The following is a 26,270-nucleotide window of genomic DNA, read 5'->3' on the forward strand; positions in this document are numbered from 1 at the left end:
ACGCAACGCCCGCTCCTGTCAAAGGAGCGGGCGTTTGTTTTTCTACGGCCGTTTTTGCAGCCCTGCTTTGCAGCCCTGGTTTGCAGCCCTGATTTACAGCCTTGTTTTCGCCGCGCTTCACCGCGCTGCGGCCTCGCTTCCTTTCATCAGGATCTCCCATGTCGATCGCGGTTTCCGTCGTTGTCGCGCCTTCGCGCATCCATCGCCTGTTGCTCGGCGGCTGTGCCCTGGTGCAGCTGGGAACGGCCTTCGCCACGGGGCCGTTGGCCTCCGGGAAGGTGCTGGGTGCACCCTGGATTGCCCTGTTGCCTTCGCTCGGGGCGGCGCTGTTTGCGTTGGCCGTGGCGCGCCGTCCAAAGACGCACCGGATTGATATTTCTGGAACCGGCGACCTACGCGTGACGGTACAACAGGACGTGGGCGCAGCGAGCGTGGACGGCGCCGCGGCAAGCTTGCTGCCGGGCTCGGTCGTGTGGCCGGTGCTGGTCGTGCTGCGCTACGGCGTCCCCGGCGCACCGGCGTCGACCTTGCCGGTGTGGCGCGACAGCGTCGATGCGGCGGGCTGGCGTGCGCTGGCGGTCGCGCTCGCCGTAATCGGACGCCGTACCGATGCCGGGATGGCGTCCGACAAAATACGATGAACTTATGTAGCGGGCCGACTCTTAGGGTAATAGGGCGCCTCGCCAACGACGCAGCCAACGGGACCTGTTCAGTGACGACCGAACGCGAGTGTGATCAATTGTTGGTCGAGCGCGTCCAGGCTGGCGAGCGCCGGGCGTTCGATCTGCTGGTGGCGAAGTACCAGCGCCGCCTGATGCGGCTGGTGTCGCGCCTCGTGCACGATCCGGCCGAGGCGGAAGACGTGGTGCAGGAAACCTTCATCAAGGCGTTCCGCGCACTGCGCCACTTCCGCGGCGATTCCGCGTTCTATACCTGGTTGTACCGGATCGGCATCAACACAGCGAAGAATTTCCTGGTCACGCAGGGCCGGCGCGCACCGACGTCGACCGAAACCGATGCCGAACGCGCGGAAGGATTTGACGATGCGGACAGCTTGCGCGACATTAATACACCCGAGTCCGTATTGGCGAGCAAGCAGATCGCGTACACGGTCAATGCCGCGATGGAGGCATTGCCGCTGGAATTGCGGACGGCAATCGTCCTGCGCGAGATCGAAGGTTTGAGTTACGAAGAAATATCTGAAGTGATGGCGTGTCCAATCGGTACAGTGCGCAGTCGGATTTTCCGGGCGCGTGAAGTCATTGCCGAAAAATTGCGGCCCTTGCTCGACATCTCGGCGGAAAAACGCCGCTGAGAAGGCAGGACGTCGGGCGCGGGCCGCCGGTGGGGGAAGGCGCAGCATGGCTGGACTGCGTGCGTACGCCGGCAATGATCGATATTGACAGGGATCGAGGAAAACCGTGGCAAGCGCTGGCGATGATGGCTGGAGCGGCCAATCCGGGAATCGCCGCCGCGCCGAATGGGGCGCGGCGCCGGTTCCGGCATTTCCGCCAGCACCGCAGCAGGATGATACCTTGATGACCCGACGTAATGGAACGACCATGGACACGAACAAAAAGAATCGCGAACACATCTCGGCCTTCGGCGACGGCGAGATCGGCGCTGCCGACCTGGAGCTGGCGCTGGCGGCTCTCGACCTGCCCGAGGGCCGCCAGGCCTGGGAGTTGTACCACCATATCGGCGACGTGTTGCGCGCCCAGGCCACGCCGGACCTGTCCTCCGGCTTCGGTGCATGCCTGGCCGAAAAACTGGCCGCCGAACCGCTGCCGGGCAAGCGCGCAGCGGCAGCCGCGTCCGGACTGGCCGCGGAGCAGACGGACATCGCCGCCGCCGGGCAGCGCTGAGCGGGCGAGCGCCGTTGCCATCTCCAGCCGGGTGCGCCGGATGCGCGCTGCGCATCCATGCGGCGGCCTGGCGATCTTGCCGGCAGGCGGCCTCGCCGCCATACATCTTCCCAGACGTCTTGCGCCGCATATCGCGGCGCCGCCGGCCACCCGGTGCCGGAGCGGCGCACGCGTGTTCCGTGCCAACGCGACAATATTGCTCTTTTGCCTTACCATGGAGTGACTACAGCCTTCAACTTGCCCTTACCGATTAAGTCATGACCAGTAAAACTGCCAGCACCATCCTGTCGGCCCTCCTGTTCGCGGGCGCGGGCCTCGCGTTTTCCCCGGCGGCCCTGGCCGCTCCCGTCGCCACCGGCACCGTCGCCGGCCTGCCGGATTTCGCCGACCTGGTCGACCGGGTCGGCCCGGCGGTGGTCAACATCCGCACCACCGAGCGCGTGCGCCTGGGCCAGGGCGGCGCCGGCGCAGGTGGTGATGAGGAAATGCAGGAATTCCTGCGCCGCTTCTTCGGCGGCCAGATGGCGCCGCGCGGGCGCCGCGGCGCGCCCCAGCAGCAACAGGAAGAAGAACAGGTGCAGCGCGGCGTCGGTTCCGGCTTCATCATTTCCGAGGACGGCTACGTGCTGACCAATGCCCACGTGGTCGAAGGCGCCGACGAAGTCACTGTGACGCTGACCGACCGCCGCGAATTCAAGGCCAAGGTGCTGGGCGCCGACCGCCGCAGCGACGTGGCCCTGCTGAAGGTCGAGGGCCGCAACCTGCCGTTCGTGCGCACCGGCGATTCCAATAAGATCCGCGTCGGCGAATGGGTGATTGCGATCGGTTCGCCGTTCAACCTGGAAAATACGGTCACCGCCGGCATCATCTCGGCCAAGCAGCGCGATACCGGCGAATACCTGCCGCTGATCCAGAGCGACGTCGCGGTCAACCCCGGCAACTCGGGCGGCCCGCTGATCAATATGCGCGGCGAGGTCATCGGCATCAATTCGCAGATCGCGACCCTGTCCGGCGCCTACAACGGCATCTCGTTCGCCGTGCCGATCGACGAGGTGCTGCGCGTGTCCGACCAGATCCGCAAGACCGGCAAGGTCACGCGCGGGCGCCTGGGCGTGCAGATCAGCGAAGTCACGCGCGACGTCGCCGAATCGCTCGGCCTGGGCCGCGCGCGCGGCGCCGAGGTGGCGATGGTCGAGCCGGGCGGCCCGGCCGACAAGGCCGGCGTCAAGGTCGGCGACATCATCCTGAAGTTCAACGGCGCCGATATCGAGAAGAGCACCGACCTGCCGCGCCAGGTGGGCGCTTCGGCCGTCGGCAGCCGCGCCAACGTCAGCGTGTGGCGCCGCGGCAGCCAGATCGAACTGCCGGTGACCATCGTCGAGCTGCAGGAAGAAAAATCGCCGGGCGCGCGCCCGACGCCGAAGAAGCCGGCGCCCGAGCAGGCGCCCAACGCGCTCGGCCTGCACGTGTCCGACCTGTCGGCGGCGCAGAAGCGCGATTTGAAGATCGACGCCGGCGTGATGGTCGACGCCGCCGAAGGCCGCGCAGCCTCGGCCGGCATCCGCCAGGGCGATATGGTGCTGCAGATGAACAATGTCGAGATCACCGGCGCGGCCCAGTTCAACGGCCTGGTGGCCAGGCTCGATCCGAAGAAGCCGGTGGCCCTGCTGGTGCGGCGCGAAAACGCGTCGCAGTACCTGGTCATCAAGCCGCGTTCCTGACGCGGTGGGGGTGCCTCTGCGCGACACCGTGGCCGGGGAGGGCGGCGCTGCACACGGTGGCGCCGCGGCGGCGTTCACGCTGTATTCGCGCAACTGGTGCCACCTGTGCGACGACATGCTGGCCGCGCTGCACGCCTTCATGGCGCGCCGGGACCGGCCCTGTACGGTCGACGTGATCGACATCGATGCCGATCCGGCCCTGGCGGCGCGCTTCGACGAACTGGTGCCGGTGCTGTACGGCGATCCGGCCGGCCCGGAAATCTGCCACTACTTCCTCGACGAAGCCGCGCTGCGCCGTCATCTGGGCCTGCCCGCCGGCGCATGAGCGGCACCATGTGTCGCATTGAGGCCACCTCTCCCCATCCCGGATGGTCTTGGCACTGTGCAATAGTCTTCCATACAGCGCCGCCTGCGTTCGAGGAATGAACCGACACGGCCGCCTACGGCGATCGCCGCCCACATTCCGGGCTTTCTGCTTCGAAATCCGTTAAAATGGAAAGCTTGGGAGCGTATTTGCAGGCGTAAAACGTGCTGGCGTAAAACAGCACCGCCGCTACACCGCTCTCCACAGGCGCTTGCCCGGGCTCGCCCGCAGCAGCGCTTTTTTCGCGTTCTTCGCGCTCTTTCAGATAGTCGCCGGCCGCCTGCGTGCCGGCCTGGCCGCGTGCCGCTCTTTTTGGTTTTGAGTTTTGTTAATGAAAAACATACGTAACTTTTCCATCATCGCCCACATCGACCACGGCAAATCGACCCTGGCGGACCGCATCATCCAGCTGTGCGGTGGCTTGTCCGAGCGCGAAATGGACGCGCAGGTGCTCGACTCGATGGACCTGGAGCGCGAGCGCGGCATCACCATCAAGGCCCAGACCGCGGCCCTGCAATACAAGGCGCGTGACGGCGAGGTCTACAACCTGAACCTGATCGATACCCCCGGCCACGTCGACTTCAGCTATGAAGTCTCGCGTTCGCTGTCGGCCTGCGAAGGCGCGCTGCTGGTGGTCGACGCCTCCCAGGGCGTGGAAGCGCAAACGGTGGCCAACTGCTACACCGCGCTCGACCTGGGCGTGGAAGTGGTGCCGATCCTGAACAAGATCGACCTGCCGCACGCCGACCCGGACAATGCCAAGAAAGAGATCGAGGACGTCATCGGCATCGACGCCAGCGACGCCACCACCTGCTCGGCCAAGACCGGCCTGGGCGTGGAAGACGTGCTGGAAACCCTGATCGCCAGGGTGCCGCCGCCCGAGGGCGACCCGGACGCGCCGCTGCAGGCGCTGATCGTCGACTCGTGGTACGACCCGTACGTGGGCGTGGTGATGCTGGTGCGCGTGGTCAACGGCACCCTGCGTCCGAAAGACAAGATCCTCCTGATGGCCACCGAATCGGTGAACCTGGTCGAGAACATCGGCGTCTTCACGCCGCGCTCGGTGTCGCTGCCGGAACTGAAGGCGGGGCAAGTCGGCTTCATCATCGCCGGCATCAAGGAATTGACGGCGGCCAAGGTCGGCGATACCGTCACCCTGGCCAACAAACCGGCGCCGGCGCCGCTGCCGGGCTTCAAGGAAGTCCAGCCGCAGGTGTTCGCCGGCCTGTTCCCGGTGGAGGCCAACCAGTACGACGCGCTGCGCGATTCGCTGGAAAAGCTCAAGTTGAACGACGCCGCCCTGATGTACGAACCGGAAGTGTCACAGGCGCTCGGCTTCGGCTTCCGCTGCGGCTTCCTGGGCCTGCTGCACATGGAGATCGTGCAGGAGCGCCTGGAGCGCGAATTCGACATGGACCTGATCACCACCGCGCCGACCGTGGTGTACGAGGTCGAGATGCGCGACGGCAGCATCGTCCGCGTCGACAATCCGTCCAAGATGCCGGAGCCGTCCAAGATCAACGAGGTGCGCGAACCGATCGTCGACGTCAACCTGTACATGCCGCAGGAATACGTCGGCTCGGTGATGACGCTGTGTAACGGCAAGCGCGGCGTGCAGATGGACATGGCCTACCACGGCCGCCAGGTCAAGCTGCACTATGAGATTCCGATGGCCGAGATCGTGCTCGACTTCTTCGACCGCCTGAAATCGACCTCGCGCGGCTATGCCTCGATGGACTACGAGTTCAAGGAAAACCGCGCCGCCGACGTGGTCAAGGTGGACATGCTGATCAACAGCGAAAAGGTCGATGCGCTGGCGATCATCGTGCACCGCGCCAACGCGCCGTACCGCGGGCGCCAGGTGGCCGCCAAGATGCGCGAGCTGATCCCGCGCCAGATGTTCGACGTGGCGATCCAGGCCGCCATCGGCGCGACCATCATCTCGCGCGAAAACGTCAAGGCGCTGCGCAAGAACGTGCTGGCCAAGTGCTATGGCGGCGACGTCTCGCGCAAGAAGAAGCTGCTGGAAAAGCAAAAGGCCGGCAAGAAGCGCATGAAGCAGGTGGGCTCGGTGGAAATCCCGCAGGAAGCCTTCCTCGCCATCCTCCAAGTGGAAGACAAATAACAACATGAATATGCAACTGATCCTCGGGAATTTCGCGCTGATCCTGTTCGTGGCGATGGTGATCACGGGCGTGATCTGGTGCCTGGACGTGTTCGTCCTGGCGAAACAGCGCCGCGCGCGTGCGAATGCCGCCCTGGCCGAGTACGACGCGCGCTACGCCAAGCTGAGCGCCGACGGTATCAAGGCCGACAACAACCATGGCGGCCGCGCCGCGCTGGAAGCGTCGATCCTGCGCCAGCCGACCTGGGTCGAGTACTCGGGCAGCTTCTTCCCGGTGATCGCGCTGGTGTTCGTCCTGCGCTCGTTCCTGTTCGAGCCGTTCAAGATCCCGTCGTCGTCGATGGTGCCGACCCTGCTGGTGGGCGACCTGATCCTGGTGAACAAGTTCGACTACGGCATCCGCCTGCCGGTGCTGAACAAGAAGATCGTCCAGGTCGGCAACCCGCAACGCGGCGACGTCATGGTGTTCAAATACCCGAAGGACATGAGCCAGGACTACATCAAGCGCGTCATCGGCGTACCGGGTGATAAAATCACGTACGAGAACAAGCGCCTGACCGTGAACGGCCAGCCGGTTGCCTACGAGCCGCTGGACGATTACCTCGACGACGAGCACCTGGCGTACAACAAGCAGTTCCTGGAAAAGCTGCCGAACGCGCCGCACCGCATCCTCAACATGGATGCGGTGCGGCCGATCAACCTGGGCGCGGTGGAGGATTTCCCACATCACGAAAGTTGTACCTATTCCTACGATAAATTTACCTGTATCGTACCGGAAGGCAACTATTTCATGATGGGCGATAACCGCGACAACAGTGCAGACAGCCGCTACTGGGGCTTCGTGCCGGACCAGAACATCGTCGGCAAGGCTGTATTCGTTTGGATGAACTTCGGCAACTTGAAGCGCATCGGCGGTATCCACTAACCTGGAGAGGCAGATGCGCGCAATCCAACGTGCAAGCGGCAACAATGCAGTGAACACCGGGACGTGCGTGCGGCCCGGCGGCAAGTACCGGATCAACGCCGAGGCCGGCGTGTCGCTGTCCGGGCTGATCGTGGTGCTGGTCGTGCTGGGCGCCCTGGCGCTGCTGGCGATCAAGGTCACCCCGGCTTACCTGGAATATCGCGCCATCAAGGGGGCGATCGTCCAGGCCAAGGCCGCCGGCGGCACCGTGCGCGAGATACAAGCGGCGTTCGACCGCAACGCCGGCATCAACAGCGTCACGTCCGTCAGCGGGCGCGATCTCTTGATCAGCCGCGAGAACGGCACGACCGAAGTCGGTTTCGCCTACGAAAAGCGTATTCCGCTGGCCGGCAACGCCAGCCTGCTGCTCGACTTCGCCGGCACCACCGACCCCAGCGGTGTGGTCGCCACGGCCGACGGCACCAAGTAACCAGCCGTGCAGGGCGGGTAGGGATACCGGCTCGCGCCGGCCCAACCAGATTGATACGACAATGAATCTTCAGTTATTGCAGACACGCCTCGGTTACACCTTCCAGGATCCCGGCCTGCTGCAGCAGGCGCTGACCCACCGTAGCCACAGCAGCCTGCATAACGAGCGCCTCGAGTTCCTCGGCGATTCGATCCTGAACTGCGTGGTCGCCTCGGTGCTCTACGAGCGCTTCGCGGCGCTGCCCGAAGGCGACCTGTCGCGCCTGCGCGCCAACCTGGTCAAGCAGCAATCGCTGTTCGAGATCGCCCAGAAGCTGGAATTGTCGCAGTTCCTGCGCCTCGGCGAAGGCGAACTCAAGTCGGGCGGTTTCCGCCGCCCGTCGATCCTGGCCGACACGCTGGAAGCGCTGCTGGGCGCGATCTTCCTCGACAGCGGCTTCGAATCCGCGCGCGCGGTGATCCGCGCGTTCTACATTCCGCTGCTGGACTCGGTCGACCCGCGCACCCTGGGCAAGGATGCCAAGACCTTGTTGCAGGAATTTTTGCAGAGCAAAAAGATTTCGCTGCCGACCTATAACGTGGTGGCCACCCACGGCGCCGCCCATAGCCAGGAATTCGAGATCGAGTGCCTGGTGCCCAAGCTCGGTATCCAAGTCTACGGCCGCGGCGGCAGCCGGCGCGCCGGCGAGCAGGCCGCGGCGCGCCTGGCGCTGGAAGTGGCCGAACAGGCGGCGCACAAGAACCCGGCGGGCGCGCGCAAGTCCAAGCCGCGTGCGGCGCAACTGAAGCTGGCCGGCATTGCGACGGACCAAAGCGCGGAACAAAGCATCGACCGGCGTGGCGCCCAGGCCGGCGCCCAGAGCGAGCTGTCCTTGCAGGCAGACGAACACCCATCCAAGCAACACCAGGCAGGAAGCAAGCAAGCATGAGCACCCAGAAACCCGTCGACACCGATCTCGACCTCCCGAACACCGAGCGCGATCTCCCGATCAACCAGGACGAGGGCGCTGGCGCCGATGTCGACGCTGTTGCCGACGCTAATGCCGATGCCGGCGAGGCTGCCGGGCAAGCCGATGCCGCCGTCGCGCACGACGACAACTTCCGCTGCGGCTACATCGCCATCGTCGGCCGTCCGAACGTCGGCAAGTCGACGCTGATGAACGTGCTGATCGGCGCCAAGGTCTCGATCACATCGCGCAAGGCGCAGACCACGCGCCACCGCATCACCGGCATCCAGACCCGCGACGACGCCCAGTTCATCTACGTCGATACGCCCGGTTTCCAGACCCGCCACGCGAACGCGCTCAACAAGACCCTCAACAAGACGGTGTCGAACACGCTGACCGCCAGCGACGTGATCCTGTTCCTGGTGGAGGCCGGCACCTTCGGTCCGGCCGACCAGCAGGTGCTCGACATGCTGCCGAAAAACGTGCCGGTGATCCTGGTGATCAACAAGTCGGACCGCATGAAGGACAAGGCGGAATTGATGCCGTTCGCCGCCAAGGTGGCCGGGCTGCGCGATTTCACCGCGATCGTGCCGGTGTCGGCCAAGCTGCGCTTCCAGGTCGACGCGCTCGAAGGCGAGATCCGCCGCCACCTGCCGCAGAATCCGCCGGTGTTCGGCCCGGACGACATCACCGACCGCAGCGAGAAATTCCTGGCGGCCGAGATCGTGCGCGAAAAGGTGTTTCGCTTGCTGGGCGACGAGCTGCCCTATACCAGCACCGTGCTGATCGAGCAGTTCCAGCAGGAGGGCAACCTGCGCCGCATCTTCGCCGCCATCCTGGTCGAGCGCGATACGCATAAGTCGATGATCATCGGTAACAAGGGCGCGCGCCTGAAGGAGATTTCGACCCAGTCGCGCATCGACATGGAAAAATTGTTCGGTGGTCCGGTGTACTTGGAAATCTGGGTCAAGGTCAAATCCGGCTGGGCCGACAACGAAGCCGGGCTGCGCGCCTACGGCTACGAATAAGCCACCCTTCCGACGCTGACGCATGCCCGGCCACGACGACCAACTTCCCGATGGCGCGCAAGAAGCCGGCGCCGTGTATGACGTGATGCCGGCAGCCGACGCTGCGCCAGCCGATGCTGCGGCAGCCGACGCTGCGGCAGCCGACGCTGCGCCGGCCGATACGTCTGCCACCGCCATGGCACCCACGGTCGAAGCGCCCGCCAGCGCGGCGGCACCGATCGACGCGCCGCTGTCCACCGCCGTGCCGGCATCGGTCGCCACGCCGCTGCCGACGGCCTTGCCGCTTTCGACAACGATGCCGGCGCCGGTCTCCGCTCCCGTTGCGGCGCCCGCGCGCGCCGAGCCGCGCCGCCGTCCGCCGGTACAGGGCGGCAAGGTGCTCGGCCAGCCCGGCTTCGTGCTGCACAGCTATCCCTACAAGGAAACCAGCCTGATCGTCGACACGTTCACGCGCGATTTCGGCCGCATCGGCGTGGTCGCCAAGGGCGCCAAACGGCCGCTGTCGAAGCTGCGCGGCGTGCTGCAGACCTTCCAGCCGCTGTCGCTGTCGTTTTCCGGCAAGTCCGAACTGCGCACGCTGATCGATGCCGATTGGGTCGGCGGCATGCTGCCGCTGGAAAAGACCGCGCTGCTGTGCGGCTTTTACCTGAACGAGCTGCTGGTGAAACTGCTGGCGCGCGACGACCCCCATCCGAAACTGTTCGACCACTACGTCTCGACGCTGAACGAGCTGGCGCACGGCGAACCCGCACAAATCGCCTTGCGAAAATTCGAGCGGGCCCTACTTAAGGAAACGGGCGTCGCCGCCGACCTGACCCGCGCCACCGACACGCGCGCCAGGGTGCTGCCCGACGGCCAGTACGTGGTGGATCCGGAGCGCGGACCGCGCCGCGCCCTGGCGTCGGACAGTTGGCCGGTGGTGTCCGGCAAGACCCTGATGGACATGGAGCGCGAGGATTACAGCGATGCGCAGACCCAGGCCCAGAGCAAGCAGCTGATGCGCTTCCTGCTGGCCTACCACCTGGGCGGCGCGCCGCTGAACACGCGTCAGATCCTGATCGACCTGATGCAGTTGTAGACTGCCGTCGTAGATACACTAAGAGAAAAAACCATGAGCTTCCTGCAGCCCGCCGGCCCGGTCATCGACCTGGGCGTGAACATCGACCACATCGCCACCGTGCGCAACGCGCGCGGCACCGTCTACCCGGACCCGCTGCGCGCCGCGCTGCTGGCCGAGCAGGCCGGCGCCGACCTGATCACGCTGCACCTGCGCGAGGACCGGCGTCACATCAAGGATGCCGACGTGCTGGCGATCCGCCCGGCGCTGGCCACGCGCATGAACCTGGAAGCCGCGGTGACCCAGGAAATGATCGACTTCGCCTGCAAGGTGAAGCCGCAGGACGTGTGCCTGGTGCCCGAGCGGCGCGAGGAAGTCACCACCGAGGGCGGCCTGGACGTGATCCGCTACCAGAAGGAAGTCGAGGCCGCGATCCGCCAGCTGAAGGGAGAAGGCATCCGCGTGTCGCTGTTCATCGATGCCGACGAACAGCAGATTGCCGCCGCCGCCGCCGCCGGCGCGCCGGTGATCGAACTGCACACCGGCCGCTATGCCGAGGCCGAAGGCGAAGCCGAGCTGGCGCACGAGCTGGAGCGCATCGAGGCCGGCGTGCGCGCCGGCGTCCGGCACGGCCTGCGCGTGAACGCCGGCCACGGCCTGCACTACACCAACGTGCAGCCGATCGCCGCCATTCCCGACATCCACGAGCTGAACATCGGCCACGCCATCGTCGCCCACGCGCTGTTCGCCGGCTTCGAGAACGCGGTGCGCGAGATGAAGGCGATCATGGTGGCGGCGCGCCTGGGCACCCGCTACATTGGCAAATGAGCGGCAAATGAGCACGATCTACGGCATCGGCACCGACATCGTCCAGATCTCGCGCGTCGAGGCGGCGCTGGCGCGCAGCGGCGAGCGCTTCGCCGAAAAGATCCTGGGTCCGCAGGAACTGGAAAAGTACCACGCACGGCGCGCCAAGAACGCCGTGCGCGGCCTGCGCTTCCTGGCCACCCGCTTCTCGGCCAAGGAAGCGTTTTCCAAGGCGATCGGCATGGGCATGCGCATGCCGATGACCTGGCGCGCGGCGCAGATGCTGAATGCGCCGAGCGGCAAGCCGACCATTGTCTGCAGCGGCGCGCTGGAAGAATTCATGCGCGCCAACCGGCTCAGCGCCCAGGTGACGATCAGCGACGAAGCCGACTACGGCGTCGCCTTCGTCATCGTCACCCAGGCGCCGCCAGAACCAGAACCAACCAGGTAAAACGCACGTGACCAAGGAAGTTCAAACAGCAGCCGGCCAGGCGGAGCAGGGCCTGCCGGCGTCCGTACCGGAGCAGGCGGCGTCGACGCAGCCTGCCGTACCCGCGCATATCGATTCCGCCACGAACGGCATCCCGGCTGCGCCGCACTCGCACGCACCCGGCAAGCAGGCAGCCGATGAGCAGGTGGCCGACGAGCAGGCGCCCGACGAGCAGGTGCGCGACAGCGCATCCGGCCTGGGCGCGCAGGCCTACGTACGCGCCGCCCAGGCCGGATCCGTTGATCCGGCCGGCGCATCTGTTCCCGCAGCCGGGGTGCCTGCCGCAGCGGCTGCCACGCCCGCCGGCAAGGCCAGGGGCAGGCCCAAGGCCGCCGCGCGTGCCGCCGATGATGCCGGCGCCGAGGCCGATGCGGCGGCGCGCGTCCGCCCCGACACCCGCCGCGTGCTGAAGGAAGAGCTGACCGCGACGCTGGCCAACGACGCCGGCGCCAAGGCCAGTCCATCGGCGCGCGAGCAGGTGCTGGCCACGGTCGCGAAACTCCCCGGCCTGCCGGGCGTGTACCGCTATTTCGACGGCGCCGACCAGGTGCTGTACGTCGGCAAGGCGCGCAACCTCAAGAACCGCGTGTCGAGCTACTTCCAGAAAAACCTGTCGAGCCCGCGTATCGCGATGATGGTGCAGCAGATCGCGCGCCTGGAGACCACCGTCACCAGCAGCGAGGCCGAGGCGCTGATCCTGGAAAACAACCTGATCAAGACGCTCAAGCCGCGCTACAACATCCTGTTTCGCGATGATAAATCGTATCCGTATTTGAAAATCAGCGGTGGCGAGGCGCCGCGCATGGCGTATTACCGCGGCGCGCTGGACAAGAAAAACCAGTACTTCGGCCCGTTCCCGAGCGCCTGGGCGGTCAAGGAATCGATGCAGCTGCTGCAGAAGGTGTTCATGCTGCGCACCTGCGAGGACAGCGTGTACGCCAACCGCACGCGGCCCTGCCTGCTGCACCAGATCGGCCGCTGCAGCGGTCCCTGCGTCGACCTGATCGCGCCCGAGGATTACCGGCGCGACGTCGACAACGCCTCGAAATTCCTGCGCGGACGCCAGAACGAGGTGATGGAAGAGCTGGAAAAGAAGATGCTCGATTTCGCCATGGAGCTCAAGTTCGAGCGCGCCGCCGGCGTGCGCAACCAGATCCAGGCGCTGTCGCGCGTGCTGCACGCGCAAAGCATGGAGACGACCGGCGACGCCGACGTCGACGTCATCGCCGTGGTGGTGCAGGGCGGGCGCGCCTGCGTCAACCTGGCGATGGTGCGCGGCGGCCGCCACCTGGGCGACCGCGCCTATTTCCCCTCTCACGTCAACGAGGCCATCGGCGAGAACCTGGGCGAGAGTTCGCTCGAAGTCGAGGTGCTGGCCGCCTTCCTGGCCCAGCACTACGCCGACAAGTTCATCCCGGCCACGCTGATCTTGAACGTTGACTTCGACATGCCGGAACTGATCGTGGCGCTGACCGAGCAGTGCGGCCACCGCATCAACCTGGTGTTCCAACCGCAGGGCCAGCGCCGCCAGTGGCTGGAGATGGCCTGCAAGGGCGCCGAGATCTCGCTGGCGCGCCTGCTGTCCGAGCAGGGCTCGCAACAGTCGCGCACGCGCGCGATGGCCGAGGTGCTGGGGCTGGACAGCGAAGACCTCGACCAGATCCGCATCGAATGCTTCGACATCAGCCACACCGGCGGCGAAGCGACGCAAGCCTCGTGCGTGGTGTTCCACCATCACCAGATGCAGAACGGAGAGTATCGCCGCTACAACATCAACGGCATCACGCCGGGCGACGACTACGCGGCGATGCGCCAGGTGCTGACGCGGCGCTACGAAAAGGTGGCGGGCGGCGACGGCGTGATGCCGGACATCGCCCTGATCGACGGCGGCCGCGGCCAGGTCGAGATGGCGCGCCAGGTATTTTCCGAGCTGGGCCTGGACGTGAGCGCGATCGTCGGCGTGGCGAAGGGGGAGGGCCGCCGCGTCGGCCTGGAAACGCTGATCTTCGCCGACGGCCGGCCGCCGCAGGAACTGGGCAAGGAATCGGCGGCGCTGATGCTGGTGGCCATGATCCGCGACGAAGCGCACCGCTTCGCCATCACCGGCATGCGCGCCAAGCGCGCCAAGGCGCGGCAAGCCTCGCGCCTGGAAGAGATCGAAGGCATCGGCGCCAAGCGCAGGCAGCGGCTGCTGGCGCGCTTCGGCGGCTTGCGCGGCGTGGTCGACGCCAGTGTGGAAGACCTGATGTCGGTGGAAGGGATTTCCAGCACGCTGGCCGAGGAAATCTACCGCCAGCTGCACTAACCCGGCGCGTAAACACGCGGATTCCTGCGCCCAGCCGAACTGGTTTAAAAGGCAAGAGCCATGTAGACTAGCGGCGCGCGGCCGGCAGCAGCCGACCGCGCGCCGCGCGCATTTCCGAAGTCAATCAAGACCAGATCAAGATCCTCGACTCATCACATGCCTTTCAACATCCCGATTCTCCTGACCTGGTTACGCGTCGCACTGATTCCCCTGGTTGTCGGCGTATACTATCTCCCCGCCCACTGGCTGCCGCTGGCGGACCGCAACTTGGCGGCGACGCTGGTGTTCATCGTCGCCGCCGTCACCGACTGGTTCGACGGCTACCTGGCGCGCCGCTGGAACCAGACCTCGGCCTTCGGCGCCTTCCTCGACCCGGTGGCCGACAAGCTGATGGTGGCCGGCGCGCTGCTGGTGCTGGTGCAGCTGGGCCGCGTGAACGCGATCATCGCCTTCATCATCATCGGCCGAGAAATCACGATTTCCGCGTTGCGCGAATGGATGGCCGAGATCGGCGCACGCAAGTCGGTGGCGGTGAATTCGCTCGGCAAGATCAAGACCGCCGCGCAGATGGTCGCCATTCCGATGCTGCTGTTCCACGATGCGCTGTTCGGCTTCCTCGACATGCACCTGGCGGGCGAGATCCTGCTGTGGATCGCCGGCGTGCTGACGGTGTGGTCGATGTTCTACTACCTGCGCCGCGCATGGCCGCTCATCAAGGAAAAGTCGGGTCCGCAATAGGGCGAGTAGAAAACTTTCTAACGAGTCATCCTTGACAGGGTGCTCAGCATCTCTATAATGCCTGCCTGTTGCGAACGAAACGTTGTCAAAACAGCGCAGCAAACGAAACGAAGCGGGAGTAGCTCAGTTGGTAGAGCGCAACCTTGCCAAGGTTGAGGTCGAGAGTTCGAGACTCTTCTCCCGCTCCAGCGTTTGCAGGTCGAAAGCAATAACGCAGCAAACGGTTCTCTTGGAAAGCAGTCGAAAATCTGAGATAATCGCAAGTTCCAGCGACGCGGGAGTAGCTCAGTTGGTAGAGCGCAACCTTGCCAAGGTTGAGGTCGAGAGTTCGAGACTCTTCTCCCGCTCCAGTAAAAGCTGGTGCAGCAGTACAAGCAGTTTGAAAGACTCCATGCGGGAGTAGCTCAGTTGGTAGAGCGCAACCTTGCCAAGGTTGAGGTCGAGAGTTCGAGACTCTTCTCCCGCTCCAGGTTTCGGTAGTAAGGTAGTAGTGCAGATGCGGGAGTAGCTCAGTTGGTAGAGCGCAACCTTGCCAAGGTTGAGGTCGAGAGTTCGAGACTCTTCTCCCGCTCCAAGCAGTAGAGCGGTAACGGTATAAACAGTTTGGTCGTACACTCCACGCGGGAGTAGCTCAGTTGGTAGAGCGCAACCTTGCCAAGGTTGAGGTCGAGAGTTCGAGACTCTTCTCCCGCTCCAATTTCAGGAAAGTGTCCACTTTCCGTGTCGGTCTGGTTCATAACCGGTCAGGTCGGCATCGTCAGCGTCACCTCGGGCGAGGTAGCAAAGCGGTTATGCAGCGGCCTGCAAAGCCGTGTAGACGGGTTCGACTCCCGTCCTCGCCTCCATCCTGTCTTTTTGTCCCGCACATAGTTTTGGTTCAGGTCAAATCGTATTTCTCATTTAGAACAAGTTCTGCAATCTTGGCTCGTAAGTTTTTTGAAACTGGACGTAGCAATTCTAGCCCTAGCGCCATCATCCCATTTAATGCATCACAAATACCCATAGTGAATGCTTGACGTAGTGAGCCATCACATACGTGTGACAGCGAGTTGACAGGCAAGCGCGAAATGCTCCGACCCGTGCGCGTAAGGCCTGCCGTGCCAAGCCTCGAACATGGGTTGCTCGTCGGGCATGTAGCCGCTCTGCGGTAGCCAGGTCGCATAGAGCCAGTCGATGGCCCGAGACTCGAGTGCCAGGTCACCGTCAACGTCGACCTCGGCCACTCGCATCGGTGGAAAGTCGAAGCGGCCGATCTCGCCATCCAGTGCGACGTCGTCGACCACGAGTGCGATGTCGTAGCGGCAGGCAGCGATGCCGACGACCTCCGGTTCGTCCCATGAATAGCCAAGCCACTTGCCATCGGCCACGCCCCGTGCGAGCGCCCAGCGCAGCAATCGCTCGTACGCGGCCTGTACGATGCCTTGACGGTAGGGCTCGAGAACCCTGATGTAGGCAACGGTACGGGCTGGAAGATCGCGTATGTGCGCGACGAAGCCGTCCGGATTTTCGCCAGGAAGCGGCGTGGCAAATACCGACTCGCCATCCTTGGTTCGCATGGCATGTGGAAGTTCGTGGTGCCGGTCGCGTCGGAATCGCTCCAGCTCGAAGGTACTTGGGGCGACGCCATACTGCCGCCGGAAACTGCGTGAAAAGTCCGAGGACGAGGAAAAACCGCTATGCAACGCCACTTCGGTCAGCGAGCGCGCGGGTGCGTGCGACATCAGGTAGAGCGCGCGTTCCAGGCGCAAGCGCATGCAGAACTGGTTCAGGGTCTCGCCCAGTGTCGACTTGAAGATGCGATGGAAGTGGAAGGGCGAAAAGCCCGCCACCTTGGCGACATCCTCAAGCCTGGCGGGCCTGGCAAGATCACGGACGATGTGATCGATGGCGCGGTTGACGCGCTCAACGTGGTCTGATGGGTAAGTGGACATGATATCTCGGTTGTGTTCGCAAGATTTGGCAAGCCGGCGTCGATTTTCCTTCCTATGATAGCGCCTGGACGATCGGCTCACGCCGGTCGATTTGACGAAGTAAAGAATGCAGCGCCGCGGCGTGCAGGCTTGTGATGATGATCGGGAGGACGGGATGAAACGAGTGACAGGTATCGGCGGTATTTTTTTCAAGGCGAAGGATGCACCCGCGCTACGCTCCTGGTACCAGCGCCATCTGGGTATCGATGTCCAGTCGTGGGGCGGCACGGCCTTTACCTGGGACGAAGCGAATGGCAAGCCCGGCGCCGGATCGACGATATGGTCCATCGCTCCGCACGATGGCGGACAGTTCGCCCAAAGCGTCGCGCCATTCATGATCAACTACCGGATCGACGACCTGCATGCGCTCGTCGGTGCGCTGAAGGCCGAGGGGTGCAAGGTGCTCGACCGGATCGACGACAACGAATTCGGCAAGTTTGCCTGGGTCCTCGACCCGGAGGATAACAAGGTCGAGCTGTGGCAACCGGCTGACGGTCATTGAAAGCACACGAGGACATCGACTGGCCGACGATTTGGATACCATGGCATGCGCGCGGGTGTGACTTTCACAAGAGTAAATTGAGTCAGACATGGGACGTTCTTCGTTTACGTCGCGCGCTGCTCCACGCCACCGACGTCGGCGCCTGGCGTGCAGCCCTTGGGTGCCGACGTCAGCGGCAGAACTTCAATCGTTCGCGTATAGACGTCGGCTGATCCCGATGGCGGGATGGTCATGCGCTACCTGCTTCCCAAGGTGCATCGGAGCGGGAAGGCGCAGGGTGCCTTCCCACACCGGGGAGTTCCGGCAAAACAGCGCGGCCTGATGAGCAATTTCGCTTTCGCTCGCGAAGCGGCCTGCACGCAGGATGGCGATCTCGGTTACGCCCAGTTGCCGCCAAGGATCACGCAAGAATCGCCCGTCGATGTCGTAGCGCGTATTGAAACGCTGTGAGATGACGCGCGAGTAGTGGTTGGATGGTGAAACGAAGTAATACACGCCACGTCCGCAGCTCGCCTGGTACAGCCCGATCCGGGCGCCGATGTAGCCGGGAGCAACACGATGCCGCACGTTGTCGCCGCTCATCTGGGCCACGTCGGCGTCAGCCCGGACCCGAACTATCCAGGCGTTGGTATTCGCTAGGTCGGGATAGTATTGCCCGCCGCTGTCGCGCAGTCCGTCGAAAATGGAACGCAGCGCGCTGTGGCAAAACACGATAAGGGGCGTGTCGGCCACGTCTGTCGGCGCGAGCAAGGCGCGCGCAACATGGTGCCGTACTTCCTCGGCGGTCATGAGCGTCGAGTGGGCGTGGATCTGGGTGATTCCCGACTGGTAATCCAGCCAGTGCGACTTGTTCGTCCGGGGATCGAGCCAGAAGATTTTGGGAACGCCATCGTCCAGCCGCATCCTCGTGACGACGGGCAGGAATACCGCCGTCCCCTTGGCCCTGATCCGTTCCAGGTACAGGCATACGACAACGGTCTCGTCAGGCAGGGTACGGACGCGCGTCCGCGAGCGCAGGATGCCTGCCTGTCGAATCGCCTCGAGGAGGCTGGCGCTGGCTGCGTAGTCCGGCTGTTCAGGATCGTCCGTGAAGATGAACTGGCTAGTCGCACCGCTTTCCGCGAACAGCCGCCGCAGTTGGAACTTCGGATCGAGTTCAGGTTTTCCCTGGGCGGCGTCAAGCGAGGTCTCGATGATCGCCGTACGGGCGCGCGTGTCCATTAATGCCGGCGCCAAGTGTTGCCGGAACCAGCCTTCGAGCTGCCTCGCATCGACCGGGCGGCACAGCATACCTTCGGCGTCCGGCGGACACGTGTGATGCAAGGTCGGGCGCTGCAGCGCCAACGCGTCCAGGCGCTGTTCATGCTCACCTATCAAGCGATTAACCTTGTCCAATCGCATTGCCGTCTGGGCATGGGCGGTGACGACGAGGATCGGCAGGCTGCCGGCGTTGACCGCTGCGTTCGCTGCTCGCGTCGTTCCCGCACTGCCGTCGGCTCCCGTCCACGTGTCCTTGCGCAGCGATCCAACAACACGTTCTGCCAGCACCGGCTCCGTTCCGGCGACCGTGCTGCGCAGGTGCCAGCATGCCTGGTCGAGAAACAGCGGCCCGGCACCGGAGGCGATCAACGGCGCCGACGGGGCAATGGCGTGGAGCGGACGCAGGTCGCTGTGGGCCGAGAGGTTGTCGATGCCGAGCCTGGGGAAAGATGCCAACTCGAAATGTCCGAGCAGCCGGTCTGCTTGGTGGAGATAATTCGTCTCGTAGTGTCCATCGTCATGGCGTTTGGTGAAGATGGCCAGTTTCGCGATACTACCGTTGGTACGAACCAGGGCATGCCGGGTTTTATGTTTCCACTGGGTCAATATGTGACTCAGGTGTACGCGTATGGCGATATACGGCGTCGTTTCACCGTGGATGAGGACCAGCTTGGGGCGGATGCCGTGCAATGCCACCGCCCGTCTGTCCCCAAACGCCGAGACAATCGGATGGTCCCAGGCCAGCAACTCGCCTTCCGACGTTAGGTGCAAGGACAAGGGGATGGTAGACGTCATCGGCGCAACCGACATCGCCGCGGCGACCAGCCACGGAATCACTTCATACGCCATCGACGCTATTGGACTGCGCGTTCCCAGGATCATTTCAGCCGACAACGCGTAGGGTGCCCCGACTTCCAGCCTGTCCGCGGCGATCGTTGGCGCCGCACCTGCAACCCGGAGCGTGTCCAATGCCCACAGATGCAGTGCGCGGTTGATCACCTCGACCGGCAGCGGATGCAGCGTCACGATGGCCGGTACCGAGCGCTCTTGGGATGGGTCGATATTGATCCAGACGGGGCCCCTGGACAGGATAGCCAGCATTTCCGCCAGGCCGCTCGTGGGCAGGTTGGTCCGGCTCCAGCTGCCCTTGAGCAGGGACCACGCAGCCTGGTAGGCTCGTGTTGCCTGGTAGGCGTACGCGCAGGGAAGTGCGGCCGGCGTGAACCGGAACAGGTTGGTACGAAGCTGACCATGTCTCATGCGGCCTCTGGCTTGTGGGTGGCGATGTAGTTGACCAGCGCGGTCGCAAGCGCCGCGTGGTGGCGGGCAAACTGCGGCCATTTGCCGCTGGTACGGAGAATGCGCACTGTCTCGTCCAGCAGGTCGGCCCACGTCGTCTTGCTGTCGTAGAAGGCGGCATCCGCAAGGTAGCAGGTAACTGCGGTACCGCCGCGGCGAGCCCGGCCCAGGAGCTGGGTCAGCGTCACCAAGATGTTCATCACCGTGTAGTGCCGGATATTCGCAGGCTGCTGGCTGAAGGCGGGCGACGAGTTCCGGATCGTGTACAGCAAAGCGTTGGCGCGTTTGCGTTCCTCCAGCATGGCTTCGCCCGGGGCCTCCGAGGGCAGGACCGTATTGCCCGTCTCGTAGCAAACATGGGCAAGGTTGTTCCCAGGGCGGTCGGACGATGGCAGGGGGCGTACACACACGACGATGCCACCGATGGCGGACTCGCCGTTGGTATTCACGATGTTGTGTCCGCGCGCCATGGGGAAGATCGAGCTGACCAGAATCGTTGCGCCGGCATGCGGTCCGGTAGCAAATGAAGCCAACTCGGCGAAGGCCATTTTCTGGTCTCGTGGCAGGCGCTGGGCGCCGACGTCGGTGCCGGAACTGCGCACAAGTAACACGTCCCGGCCAGGTCCTTCGGGCAGTGCGAACAATGCCGCTGCCAGCTCTTCAGCATCATCGTCGCTGTTTGTCACCAAGAGCAGCCGCGCACGTTGCGCAGTGACGGGGCTGGAGCGCAAGTGTGCCAAGCGCGCATCCAGCCATGGCCACAATTCGATAGCCAGGGAGCGTACTCGGCTTGCCCGCTGCTGCATGGGCGCGCCCGACACGGCGACCGTGGTGCCGACGTGTTCGAAGTTGATGTGCCCAGGCGAATCCGGCACGTCGACCAGGTCCGTTGCCGGCAAGTCGAAGTTGCTCGCGCCCGGGAAGTAGGCGGTCGCCGAAAACCCCACGAAGATGCGTTCGACGCCCGCATAAGCCAGCGCGGTCAGCTGAGGCAGTGCCAGCAATGTGCCGTGCGGGTCGCCGCGCATCGCCACCACGTGCAGCGTTGACTCCCCGGCATCGGATTCCTTGCGCTTGAAACCGTAGACGGTCCGGTGCAGCGGTCCGTTTGGCGTCGGACTGACCGGTTCCGCACCTTTCAGCGATTGCTGCACCTCGCGGGCATGGTCGACGTTCGCCCGGATCAGGGCCGGCAGGTCGTGCTGCAGGTCGCGTAGCTGCTGCTCCAGGAACGCCAGCCGGCCGCGCAACAATAGGGATGCCTTGAGCTTCTCGTGCTCCTTTGGCTTTGTGCCTTTCGCCAAGCGGCTGGCGGCCGCGAGTTCATCGATCAGGACCTGCAGTTCACGCGCCATTGCCTCTGGTGCCCGGGTGCCGTCATTGCGCGCCCAGTAGGCCAGGTTGCCTTGCAGGCCGCGCAGCGCGGACGGCACCAGCTTGCGCTGGTCGAACAAGTCGTCGAGGAGCTCGCGCGACAGCTGCAGCTTGTCCGTAAGGACGCCATCGTCCGCGGTCGGCCAGGTGGTTTCCTTCTTCGGCCATTCGAAGTGGCCGGCCCTGTGCAAATCGAGCAGTTCGTTGACGGTGAGCGTACAGTAGGTCAGCGCCCAGCTGGCCCGGATGATGTTCGACGGCTTCATGTCGTGGATCGGGGTCGCCGGGAATTCGACTTCGTGCCGCAACTTGCCGAGCAGCGTCGTCGTTTGCCGGCTGCCGAGCTCGAGCTCGAAGACGCTGGAACTGATGGCCGACTGCAGCAAACCGTCGATTTCGTCGACAAGAAAGACTTGCGATTTCCTGAGCAACAGCTCAACCGTATGCAGGGGAGCTGGCTCGGCGGGACCGCCTGCGATCGGGATGCGCGTGGTCCCCGCCAGCAGCGCGTGGTGGTTCACGACGACGATATCGGCCTCGATCGCCTGCGCCAGCATGTGTACCATTCCGCATCGGGGGAGCAGTGGGCATGTTTCGAGCCGCTTTGTCCGCTCCCCACCGCGCGCCGTTGCAGTGGACAGATGCAGGGTGAAGCAGGGTTCCAGCCCCGGTTGGCTCCAGCTGTCGTCGCTGGAAAAGGCGTCGAGCAGGCACGCGTAGTGGTACGGGTGTTGATGCACGCGATCGACGAAGTGGTTTTCCGCCATTTCGGGAATGCGCGACTGGGAGTGCAGCGGTGCCACTGTCGTGGCCAGTCCGAGGGCCTGGGCGGATGCATGCAGGGCCGATGCCATGTGACGCACATCGAGTAGGTGGGGGACGGCAATGGTCATCTTTAACCCACGCCTGGCCGCGTCGAGTGCCATCAGCAGCATGACCACGCTTTTGCCGGCACCCGTGGGCGCGTTGACTCGATAAAATGCCCCTGGTTCGGTCTCGATGGCGAGAGACCTGCCGAGCAAGTGCTTCAGTGATGATACGTGGCTGTTGTGGAGCTCGTCCGCTGCGTCGAGCACGATGGCGATTTGTTCAAGGTCGCGCGCGTTCCAGCGCACTGGTCCTGTACCAGGGGCATCATCGAGCGGCAAGCTTGAACGTGAGCTTAGGTAGCTGCGCATGTCGTCCGGGATCGAGAAGACACGCGTGCGTTCCGAGGTGAACTGTTTCAGCACAATGTCGCCGCTTTCGTTCATCCCCCCGACGCGCCGATCGCTTTTCCAATGCATGACATCGCCAAGCAGTTCCCTGATCAGGCGGTCAGGGTCCAGCGGTGCGGCAATCCGATATCGATCCGTCTCATGGATGGTCACATGCCCTGCATGGGCATGTGTCACCAGCTCGAACCAGGCCAAGGGCGTATCGATGAGCAACTGCGCTTCCTGCATGAATGCATTTGGCTGCGCCAATTCATCGGGCCGGTAACGCAGGAATCGTGCAATGACCAGCATGTCGTCGTGTGGCAGCTGCGCCCAGCCGGACCACAGCCGGAGTCTTCCAGCCGAGATCGCGGCCGCATCCGCAAACGTCGGCTGCTTGGCGATGTAGCGTGCAGTGATCGATAGCGCCAAGGCGGTGCACTTTGCCATCAGTGTTTGCATAGGCTTTTCAGTTTCCTGATGCAACCGGTCTCGCTATGGACGCTCACGGAGGCTGGACTTTGTTCGGAAAGAAAACGGACATGTTTCTCCATATAGTCCGGTACCACGATCCACGTGGGTCGCGCTGCATCCAGCGTCTTCAGGTGCGTAGCTAGGCGCGTCGCGGAGCGCCAGGCCTTGGCGTCGATGGTCACCACCGTGCCGTTCACGACGGTTTCGATGTCGGACGCATCCACTCCCGGCCATAGGTCGGCCGGCAAGCCTAAGGCTTCGATGCGTCTTGCGAGGGACAGTTCCAGCAAACCTGGTATGAGGGTGAACTTCCAGATGGGCGGCCGCAACATCAGCGCATCACCTGGAGCGTGTCCGACCAGCTCTTTTGCCGATCCGTTGTTGACGAGCCTGGCGCTCACCCAGCTCCATGCGCCGATTTTGTTTACGCACCAGCTCGACTGGCAAGCGACGGCGGGCGCCGTGATCGTCATCGGCCAGCCGCACACCGGGCACGGATATATCTCACCGTTGCGTTTCAGATGTTCGGGAATGGACATGTACATGTCGCGCACCCCAATACCCAAGGGGACAAGCAGTTCCTGGATGCCTGACGTGCTGTCCACGAGAGGATGTTCGATTACGTACAGGCGGAACCTGCGGTAGGTCTCCTCGCCGCCGTCCTGCAGCCGGCACAGGTCACGCACCCGCTTGATCATGCCTTGCACGTCTTCGATGTAGGCAAGCTCGTCGACCTCGAGCGCAATCTCCAGGCAGGTCGTGGACGGAAACCCCGCGACCTGCAGCGGCCCTGTGTAATCGCCTCGTACCGACGGATCGAGCCATTCTTCGATGGGCAGCCCGAGGTGCTCTTCGACCTCGGCCGGGGTAAATAACCTGGACGCCGGATCGATCCTCCATCGCAAGGCCGCGACTTGGCGCAGCAAAGGCAGTGCGTTCCCCCGGCCGACCGCCAGCCGCTGTACACACGTGACCGCTGCCCGCAGTAGCCGATCTCGAATCGCCGTGTCGTGGCCGTCGGACATCGCCTGCCTCCGTAACACCTGGGAGAACCGACAGCATAGCAGCCAACAACGCGCGTGACCTGGCAAGTCGGGCCGCGGTTGTCACGCCCTGGAACGGATGTAGCGCGGGCGCCACCAGCCGCTGCCTGCGAACTGATCGGCATCGTGCAGGTGAGCGTTATTGTGATGATGCACGGAAGCAGTGCGGATACAGAGTCCGCGCCTGGATGCGTGCCGTCTTTGTCGATGCCATCCCTCGGGCGTCTGTACTTCTCGACCAGAGATACGTTCGTGTTGCCCTGCAACCCGCGACCCGGTCGTGCGCGCGATGAAGACCGTGGGTCTATCAGGCAGGTGTGGCTGATCGGCCGTGATGGCAGTCGTGAATGGCAGCGGCCGGTGTAAGGGGGAGTGATGACACTTCGCTTGGCAGCGTCCGGGCGTGGCATCTGCCCTGCAGCGCAGGGTGGCGCCATGCCTGTTGGCTTGGTCCGTGAGGCATCACGTCGCTTCCATACGCCGCAGGCGATCGCACTGCGCCAACATTCCTTGGAAAATCGTATTGGCCAGATCTGTAGGAAAGTTATCGGGCAGCTGTTTGCCAACCGAATCGATGGCGCCGTCGACGCGACCCAGCACGTCGGCAATGATCTGCTCTGCCGCCTGGCTGCCCAAGCCCGACAGGCGGGCGTGACTCAGCCAATGGCGTCTCTGGATGCTGCCCAGGTTGTAGTGGTTCTGGGTTCCTCTCACCGCCATGGCGAGCTTGGCCTTTTGTGGTGCCAGGCTGTTTGCCCCCGTGCCGATGACGGGGTGTGCGGACAGGACGTCGTAGGCCGGCGTGGACTGGAACCGACTTCCCGGCAGAAGAAACAGGCTGAAGTTCTTTGCGTGCCCATCCGTTGCGGCCAGGAGCCAGAACAAAAGCTGGGTTTTGAAAAAATTAATGCGATCGATGGCAGCCTGCTCGGACCCTAGCAGGATTTCCATGATCGTCGAGATCCCCGGCCCCCCGTCGGCCTGGTACTTGTGCAGTGGCGACGTGCCAGTGGCTTGGCAAAAATCCTCCTGCGGCAGGCGCACGATCCAGGTTCCGTCTCTGGACAACCTCCTGTCGAAGCGTTCAACCACTAGGACTTTCATGTCTTCGAACCGCGCAATGTCGCAGTTTGCTGTCGGCACCCCCAATTCACGTATGAGTCGAGAACAGAGCCATTCGTTTTCGACCGATGTGCGCATGTCCGCCTGCATGGCGCCCACCAGACCCATCGGCATTTTGAGGATGTGCGTGGTCGGCGTGCTGCCAACTGGCTTGTGCCACTGCTCCGCATGCCACAAGAGGGCGCTTTTCTCCTGGGCTCCCGCGATGGACAGACGAAGATCGGTATCGTCATCCGCTTGTCCGGGCAATCGGCCCGACGTAGTGTTTCGCAGAAGCGATGCGACTTGGCTTTCGCTCATGGGTTCGCCCCTGATCGTGAACAGGTCGGCCGGTTCCTCGCCCTCTGGTAAAAGCTGGATGGCGCCTACACAGTCGCGGCCTACAGCTGTCAGCAGCTGGTAGGGTGCGATGCCTTCGCATCGGAAATGCGTCGCGAGTCGGCGTCTGATTGCCTCGCTGTCCGGCAGCAGGTTGTCGAAGTAGTTTTCGACCAGTTGTCCACGGTAGGGGGCGTTATCGGGCCTGAAAGGCAGGGACAGGGATAGTGGCCGTCCTTGTTCGTCGTTCAGCCAATCGTCATAGTAGCCAAGTACGTTCTGGCGTGAAGACGCATCCCAATACGCTGCAGGGGTGCCATTGAGCCAGAGAACCAGACGTTGGGTATGTGCCCGTCTTCCCATTTACCAGTTCTCTTTTTTCATGTTCGGGGGGAGCATCTTGCGGGGCTTGGCTGACGCAGGTTTCTCGACCGGTACTGGTGGGGATGGCGATACCGTATCTTGGAGCCCAATGCCGTTTGACTGACCCGCAGATGTAGGCACCGCGTGCCGGTCCAAGATGATCTCTGCACCGAGTAGTCGCAAGATGGTGAACAGTCTTTCCACGCTGGTTGTCGAGGGATTGACTTCGATCTTGGCATAGCTTTGCTGGGTAATTCCAAGTAGTGCGGCGACTGCAGCCTGTGAAAGACCAGCGTCCTTGCGAAAACCAACAAGGATAGGGCGAAGCTGTTGCAACGTTTTGAGAGGGTATGTCATGTTGGAGCCGGGATAGTAAGCTACAGTATATAAGTTGTATTTGCATATTACAACCCATAAGGTGTAATCACTGTTGACGTTCGTCAAGCCGTCATGAAAGCACCCGAGCAACCAACAACCTTTTCGTTGTAAATCTAGATTACAACTTAAAC

General features: G+C 63.6%; 22 protein-coding genes and 6 tRNA genes. 22 read left to right on the top strand and 6 right to left on the bottom strand.

Features of this window, described 5'->3' with window-relative positions; translation table 11 throughout:
• The first annotated feature begins 158 nt into the window (after positions 1–158).
• The 21 genes from HH212_RS16870 (at position 159) to HH212_RS16970 (ending at position 15,685) form a co-directional block, all read left to right on the top strand.
• On the top strand, positions 159–641 hold the full coding sequence (locus tag HH212_RS16870) for a hypothetical protein (protein WP_170203522.1): 483 nt from the start codon (positions 159–161) through the stop codon (positions 639–641).
• A gap of 71 nt (positions 642–712) precedes the next feature.
• On the top strand, positions 713–1,315 hold the full coding sequence (gene rpoE / locus HH212_RS16875) for an RNA polymerase sigma factor RpoE (RefSeq protein WP_170203523.1): 603 nt from the start codon (positions 713–715) through the stop codon (positions 1,313–1,315).
• Between the two features lie 247 nt (positions 1,316–1,562).
• On the top strand, positions 1,563–1,865 hold the full coding sequence (locus tag HH212_RS16880) for a sigma-E factor negative regulatory protein (RefSeq protein ID WP_170203524.1): 303 nt from the start codon (positions 1,563–1,565) through the stop codon (positions 1,863–1,865).
• A gap of 257 nt (positions 1,866–2,122) precedes the next feature.
• Positions 2,123–3,586, top strand: a complete 1,464-nt coding sequence (locus HH212_RS16885; protein ID WP_170203525.1) for a Do family serine endopeptidase — start codon at positions 2,123–2,125, stop codon at positions 3,584–3,586.
• Positions 3,587–3,602: 16 nt separating this feature from the next.
• Positions 3,603–3,911, top strand: coding sequence for a glutaredoxin family protein (locus HH212_RS16890; RefSeq protein ID WP_229217747.1), 309 nt, complete (start codon positions 3,603–3,605; stop codon positions 3,909–3,911).
• A gap of 370 nt (positions 3,912–4,281) precedes the next feature.
• Positions 4,282–6,075, top strand: coding sequence for a translation elongation factor 4 (lepA, locus tag HH212_RS16895; RefSeq protein ID WP_170203526.1), 1,794 nt, complete (start codon positions 4,282–4,284; stop codon positions 6,073–6,075).
• 4 nt (positions 6,076–6,079) lie between these two features.
• Positions 6,080–7,000, top strand: coding sequence for a signal peptidase I (gene lepB / locus HH212_RS16900; RefSeq protein ID WP_170203527.1), 921 nt, complete (start codon positions 6,080–6,082; stop codon positions 6,998–7,000).
• Between the two features lie 13 nt (positions 7,001–7,013).
• Entirely contained in the window at positions 7,014–7,469 is a 456-nt protein-coding gene (locus HH212_RS16905) for a DUF4845 domain-containing protein (protein ID WP_170203528.1), read from the top strand.
• 61 nt (positions 7,470–7,530) lie between these two features.
• Complete coding sequence (gene rnc / locus HH212_RS16910; protein ID WP_229217316.1) at positions 7,531–8,397, top strand: ribonuclease III; 867 nt, start codon at positions 7,531–7,533, stop codon at positions 8,395–8,397.
• Entirely contained in the window at positions 8,394–9,443 is a 1,050-nt protein-coding gene (era, locus tag HH212_RS16915; RefSeq protein WP_229217317.1) for a GTPase Era, read from the top strand. Before rnc ends, era begins: the two co-directional genes overlap by 4 nt.
• A gap of 175 nt (positions 9,444–9,618) precedes the next feature.
• Positions 9,619–10,521: a DNA repair protein RecO gene (recO, locus tag HH212_RS16920; protein ID WP_370663937.1), complete on the top strand. Its 903-nt coding sequence runs from the start codon at positions 9,619–9,621 to the stop codon at positions 10,519–10,521.
• A gap of 33 nt (positions 10,522–10,554) precedes the next feature.
• Positions 10,555–11,328, top strand: coding sequence for a pyridoxine 5'-phosphate synthase (gene pdxJ / locus HH212_RS16925; RefSeq protein ID WP_170203529.1), 774 nt, complete (start codon positions 10,555–10,557; stop codon positions 11,326–11,328).
• 7 nt (positions 11,329–11,335) lie between these two features.
• Positions 11,336–11,758, top strand: a complete 423-nt coding sequence (gene acpS / locus HH212_RS16930) for a holo-ACP synthase (RefSeq protein WP_170203530.1) — start codon at positions 11,336–11,338, stop codon at positions 11,756–11,758.
• A 469-nt stretch (positions 11,759–12,227) separates the two neighbouring features.
• On the top strand, positions 12,228–14,102 hold the full coding sequence (gene uvrC, locus HH212_RS16935) for an excinuclease ABC subunit UvrC (RefSeq protein WP_170205492.1): 1,875 nt from the start codon (positions 12,228–12,230) through the stop codon (positions 14,100–14,102).
• Between the two features lie 156 nt (positions 14,103–14,258).
• Complete coding sequence (gene pgsA / locus HH212_RS16940; protein WP_170203531.1) at positions 14,259–14,840, top strand: CDP-diacylglycerol--glycerol-3-phosphate 3-phosphatidyltransferase; 582 nt, start codon at positions 14,259–14,261, stop codon at positions 14,838–14,840.
• A 112-nt stretch (positions 14,841–14,952) separates the two neighbouring features.
• Positions 14,953–15,028, top strand: a tRNA-Gly gene (locus HH212_RS16945).
• Between the two features lie 86 nt (positions 15,029–15,114).
• Positions 15,115–15,190 (top strand) — tRNA-Gly (locus HH212_RS16950).
• Positions 15,191–15,233: 43 nt separating this feature from the next.
• Positions 15,234–15,309: transfer RNA gene (locus tag HH212_RS16955), tRNA-Gly, on the top strand.
• 29 nt (positions 15,310–15,338) lie between these two features.
• Positions 15,339–15,414: transfer RNA gene (locus HH212_RS16960), tRNA-Gly, on the top strand.
• A gap of 46 nt (positions 15,415–15,460) precedes the next feature.
• Positions 15,461–15,536 (top strand) — tRNA-Gly (locus HH212_RS16965).
• A 75-nt stretch (positions 15,537–15,611) separates the two neighbouring features.
• Positions 15,612–15,685 (top strand) — tRNA-Cys (locus HH212_RS16970).
• Positions 15,686–15,868: 183 nt separating this feature from the next.
• On the opposite strand, the gene HH212_RS16975 is transcribed toward HH212_RS16970, so the two are convergent.
• Positions 15,869–16,771: an AraC family transcriptional regulator gene (locus HH212_RS16975; RefSeq protein WP_170203532.1), complete on the bottom strand. Its 903-nt coding sequence runs from the start codon at positions 16,769–16,771 to the stop codon at positions 15,869–15,871.
• A 106-nt stretch (positions 16,772–16,877) separates the two neighbouring features.
• Here HH212_RS16975 and HH212_RS16980 point away from each other — a divergent pair, with 106 nt between their 5' ends.
• Positions 16,878–17,312: a VOC family protein gene (locus HH212_RS16980; protein ID WP_229217318.1), complete on the top strand. Its 435-nt coding sequence runs from the start codon at positions 16,878–16,880 to the stop codon at positions 17,310–17,312.
• A 183-nt stretch (positions 17,313–17,495) separates the two neighbouring features.
• On the opposite strand, the gene HH212_RS16985 is transcribed toward HH212_RS16980, so the two are convergent.
• From HH212_RS16985 to HH212_RS17005, 5 genes are all read right to left on the bottom strand, one after another.
• Positions 17,496–19,832 (bottom strand): RNaseH domain-containing protein, encoded by a 2,337-nt coding sequence (locus tag HH212_RS16985; RefSeq protein WP_170203533.1) that lies wholly within the window; start codon positions 19,830–19,832, stop codon positions 17,496–17,498.
• Positions 19,829–22,903: an ATP-dependent DNA helicase gene (locus HH212_RS16990; RefSeq protein WP_170203534.1), complete on the bottom strand. Its 3,075-nt coding sequence runs from the start codon at positions 22,901–22,903 to the stop codon at positions 19,829–19,831. The genes HH212_RS16985 and HH212_RS16990 overlap by 4 nt, the downstream gene beginning before the upstream one ends.
• A complete protein-coding gene (locus HH212_RS16995; RefSeq protein WP_170203535.1) occupies positions 22,891–23,940 on the bottom strand; it encodes a restriction endonuclease-related protein in 1,050 nt (349 codons plus the stop codon). The genes HH212_RS16990 and HH212_RS16995 overlap by 13 nt, the downstream gene beginning before the upstream one ends.
• A gap of 480 nt (positions 23,941–24,420) precedes the next feature.
• Entirely contained in the window at positions 24,421–25,761 is a 1,341-nt protein-coding gene (locus HH212_RS17000) for a type II toxin-antitoxin system HipA family toxin (RefSeq protein ID WP_170203536.1), read from the bottom strand.
• Complete coding sequence (locus HH212_RS17005) at positions 25,762–26,118, bottom strand: helix-turn-helix transcriptional regulator (protein ID WP_170203537.1); 357 nt, start codon at positions 26,116–26,118, stop codon at positions 25,762–25,764.
• Positions 26,119–26,270 lie beyond the last annotated feature (152 nt).

This window comes from Massilia forsythiae, assembly GCF_012849555.1.
Classification (GTDB): domain Bacteria; phylum Pseudomonadota; class Gammaproteobacteria; order Burkholderiales; family Burkholderiaceae_D; genus Telluria; species Telluria forsythiae.

Excerpts from the sequence above, each read along its gene's own strand:
- HH212_RS16870 (WP_170203522.1), top strand. The coding sequence starts at position 159 with ATGTCGATCGCGGTTTCCGTCGTTGTCGCGCCTTCGCGCATCCATCGC.
- HH212_RS16880 (WP_170203524.1), top strand. The coding sequence starts at position 1,563 with ATGGACACGAACAAAAAGAATCGCGAACACATCTCGGCCTTCGGCGAC.
- HH212_RS16885 (WP_170203525.1), top strand. The coding sequence starts at position 2,123 with ATGACCAGTAAAACTGCCAGCACCATCCTGTCGGCCCTCCTGTTCGCG.
- lepA (WP_170203526.1), top strand. The coding sequence starts at position 4,282 with ATGAAAAACATACGTAACTTTTCCATCATCGCCCACATCGACCACGGC.
- lepB (WP_170203527.1), top strand. The coding sequence starts at position 6,080 with ATGAATATGCAACTGATCCTCGGGAATTTCGCGCTGATCCTGTTCGTG.
- HH212_RS16905 (WP_170203528.1), top strand. The coding sequence starts at position 7,014 with ATGCGCGCAATCCAACGTGCAAGCGGCAACAATGCAGTGAACACCGGG.
- rnc (WP_229217316.1), top strand. The coding sequence starts at position 7,531 with ATGAATCTTCAGTTATTGCAGACACGCCTCGGTTACACCTTCCAGGAT.
- era (WP_229217317.1), top strand. The coding sequence starts at position 8,394 with ATGAGCACCCAGAAACCCGTCGACACCGATCTCGACCTCCCGAACACC.
- recO (WP_370663937.1), top strand. The coding sequence starts at position 9,619 with ATGGCACCCACGGTCGAAGCGCCCGCCAGCGCGGCGGCACCGATCGAC.
- pdxJ (WP_170203529.1), top strand. The coding sequence starts at position 10,555 with ATGAGCTTCCTGCAGCCCGCCGGCCCGGTCATCGACCTGGGCGTGAAC.
- acpS (WP_170203530.1), top strand. The coding sequence starts at position 11,336 with ATGAGCACGATCTACGGCATCGGCACCGACATCGTCCAGATCTCGCGC.
- pgsA (WP_170203531.1), top strand. The coding sequence starts at position 14,259 with ATGCCTTTCAACATCCCGATTCTCCTGACCTGGTTACGCGTCGCACTG.
- HH212_RS16975 (WP_170203532.1), bottom strand. The coding sequence starts at position 16,771 with ATGTCCACTTACCCATCAGACCACGTTGAGCGCGTCAACCGCGCCATC.
- HH212_RS16980 (WP_229217318.1), top strand. The coding sequence starts at position 16,878 with ATGCAGCGCCGCGGCGTGCAGGCTTGTGATGATGATCGGGAGGACGGG.
- HH212_RS16985 (WP_170203533.1), bottom strand. The coding sequence starts at position 19,832 with ATGAGACATGGTCAGCTTCGTACCAACCTGTTCCGGTTCACGCCGGCC.
- HH212_RS16990 (WP_170203534.1), bottom strand. The coding sequence starts at position 22,903 with ATGCAAACACTGATGGCAAAGTGCACCGCCTTGGCGCTATCGATCACT.
- HH212_RS16995 (WP_170203535.1), bottom strand. The coding sequence starts at position 23,940 with ATGTCCGACGGCCACGACACGGCGATTCGAGATCGGCTACTGCGGGCA.
- HH212_RS17000 (WP_170203536.1), bottom strand. The coding sequence starts at position 25,761 with ATGGGAAGACGGGCACATACCCAACGTCTGGTTCTCTGGCTCAATGGC.
- HH212_RS17005 (WP_170203537.1), bottom strand. The coding sequence starts at position 26,118 with ATGACATACCCTCTCAAAACGTTGCAACAGCTTCGCCCTATCCTTGTT.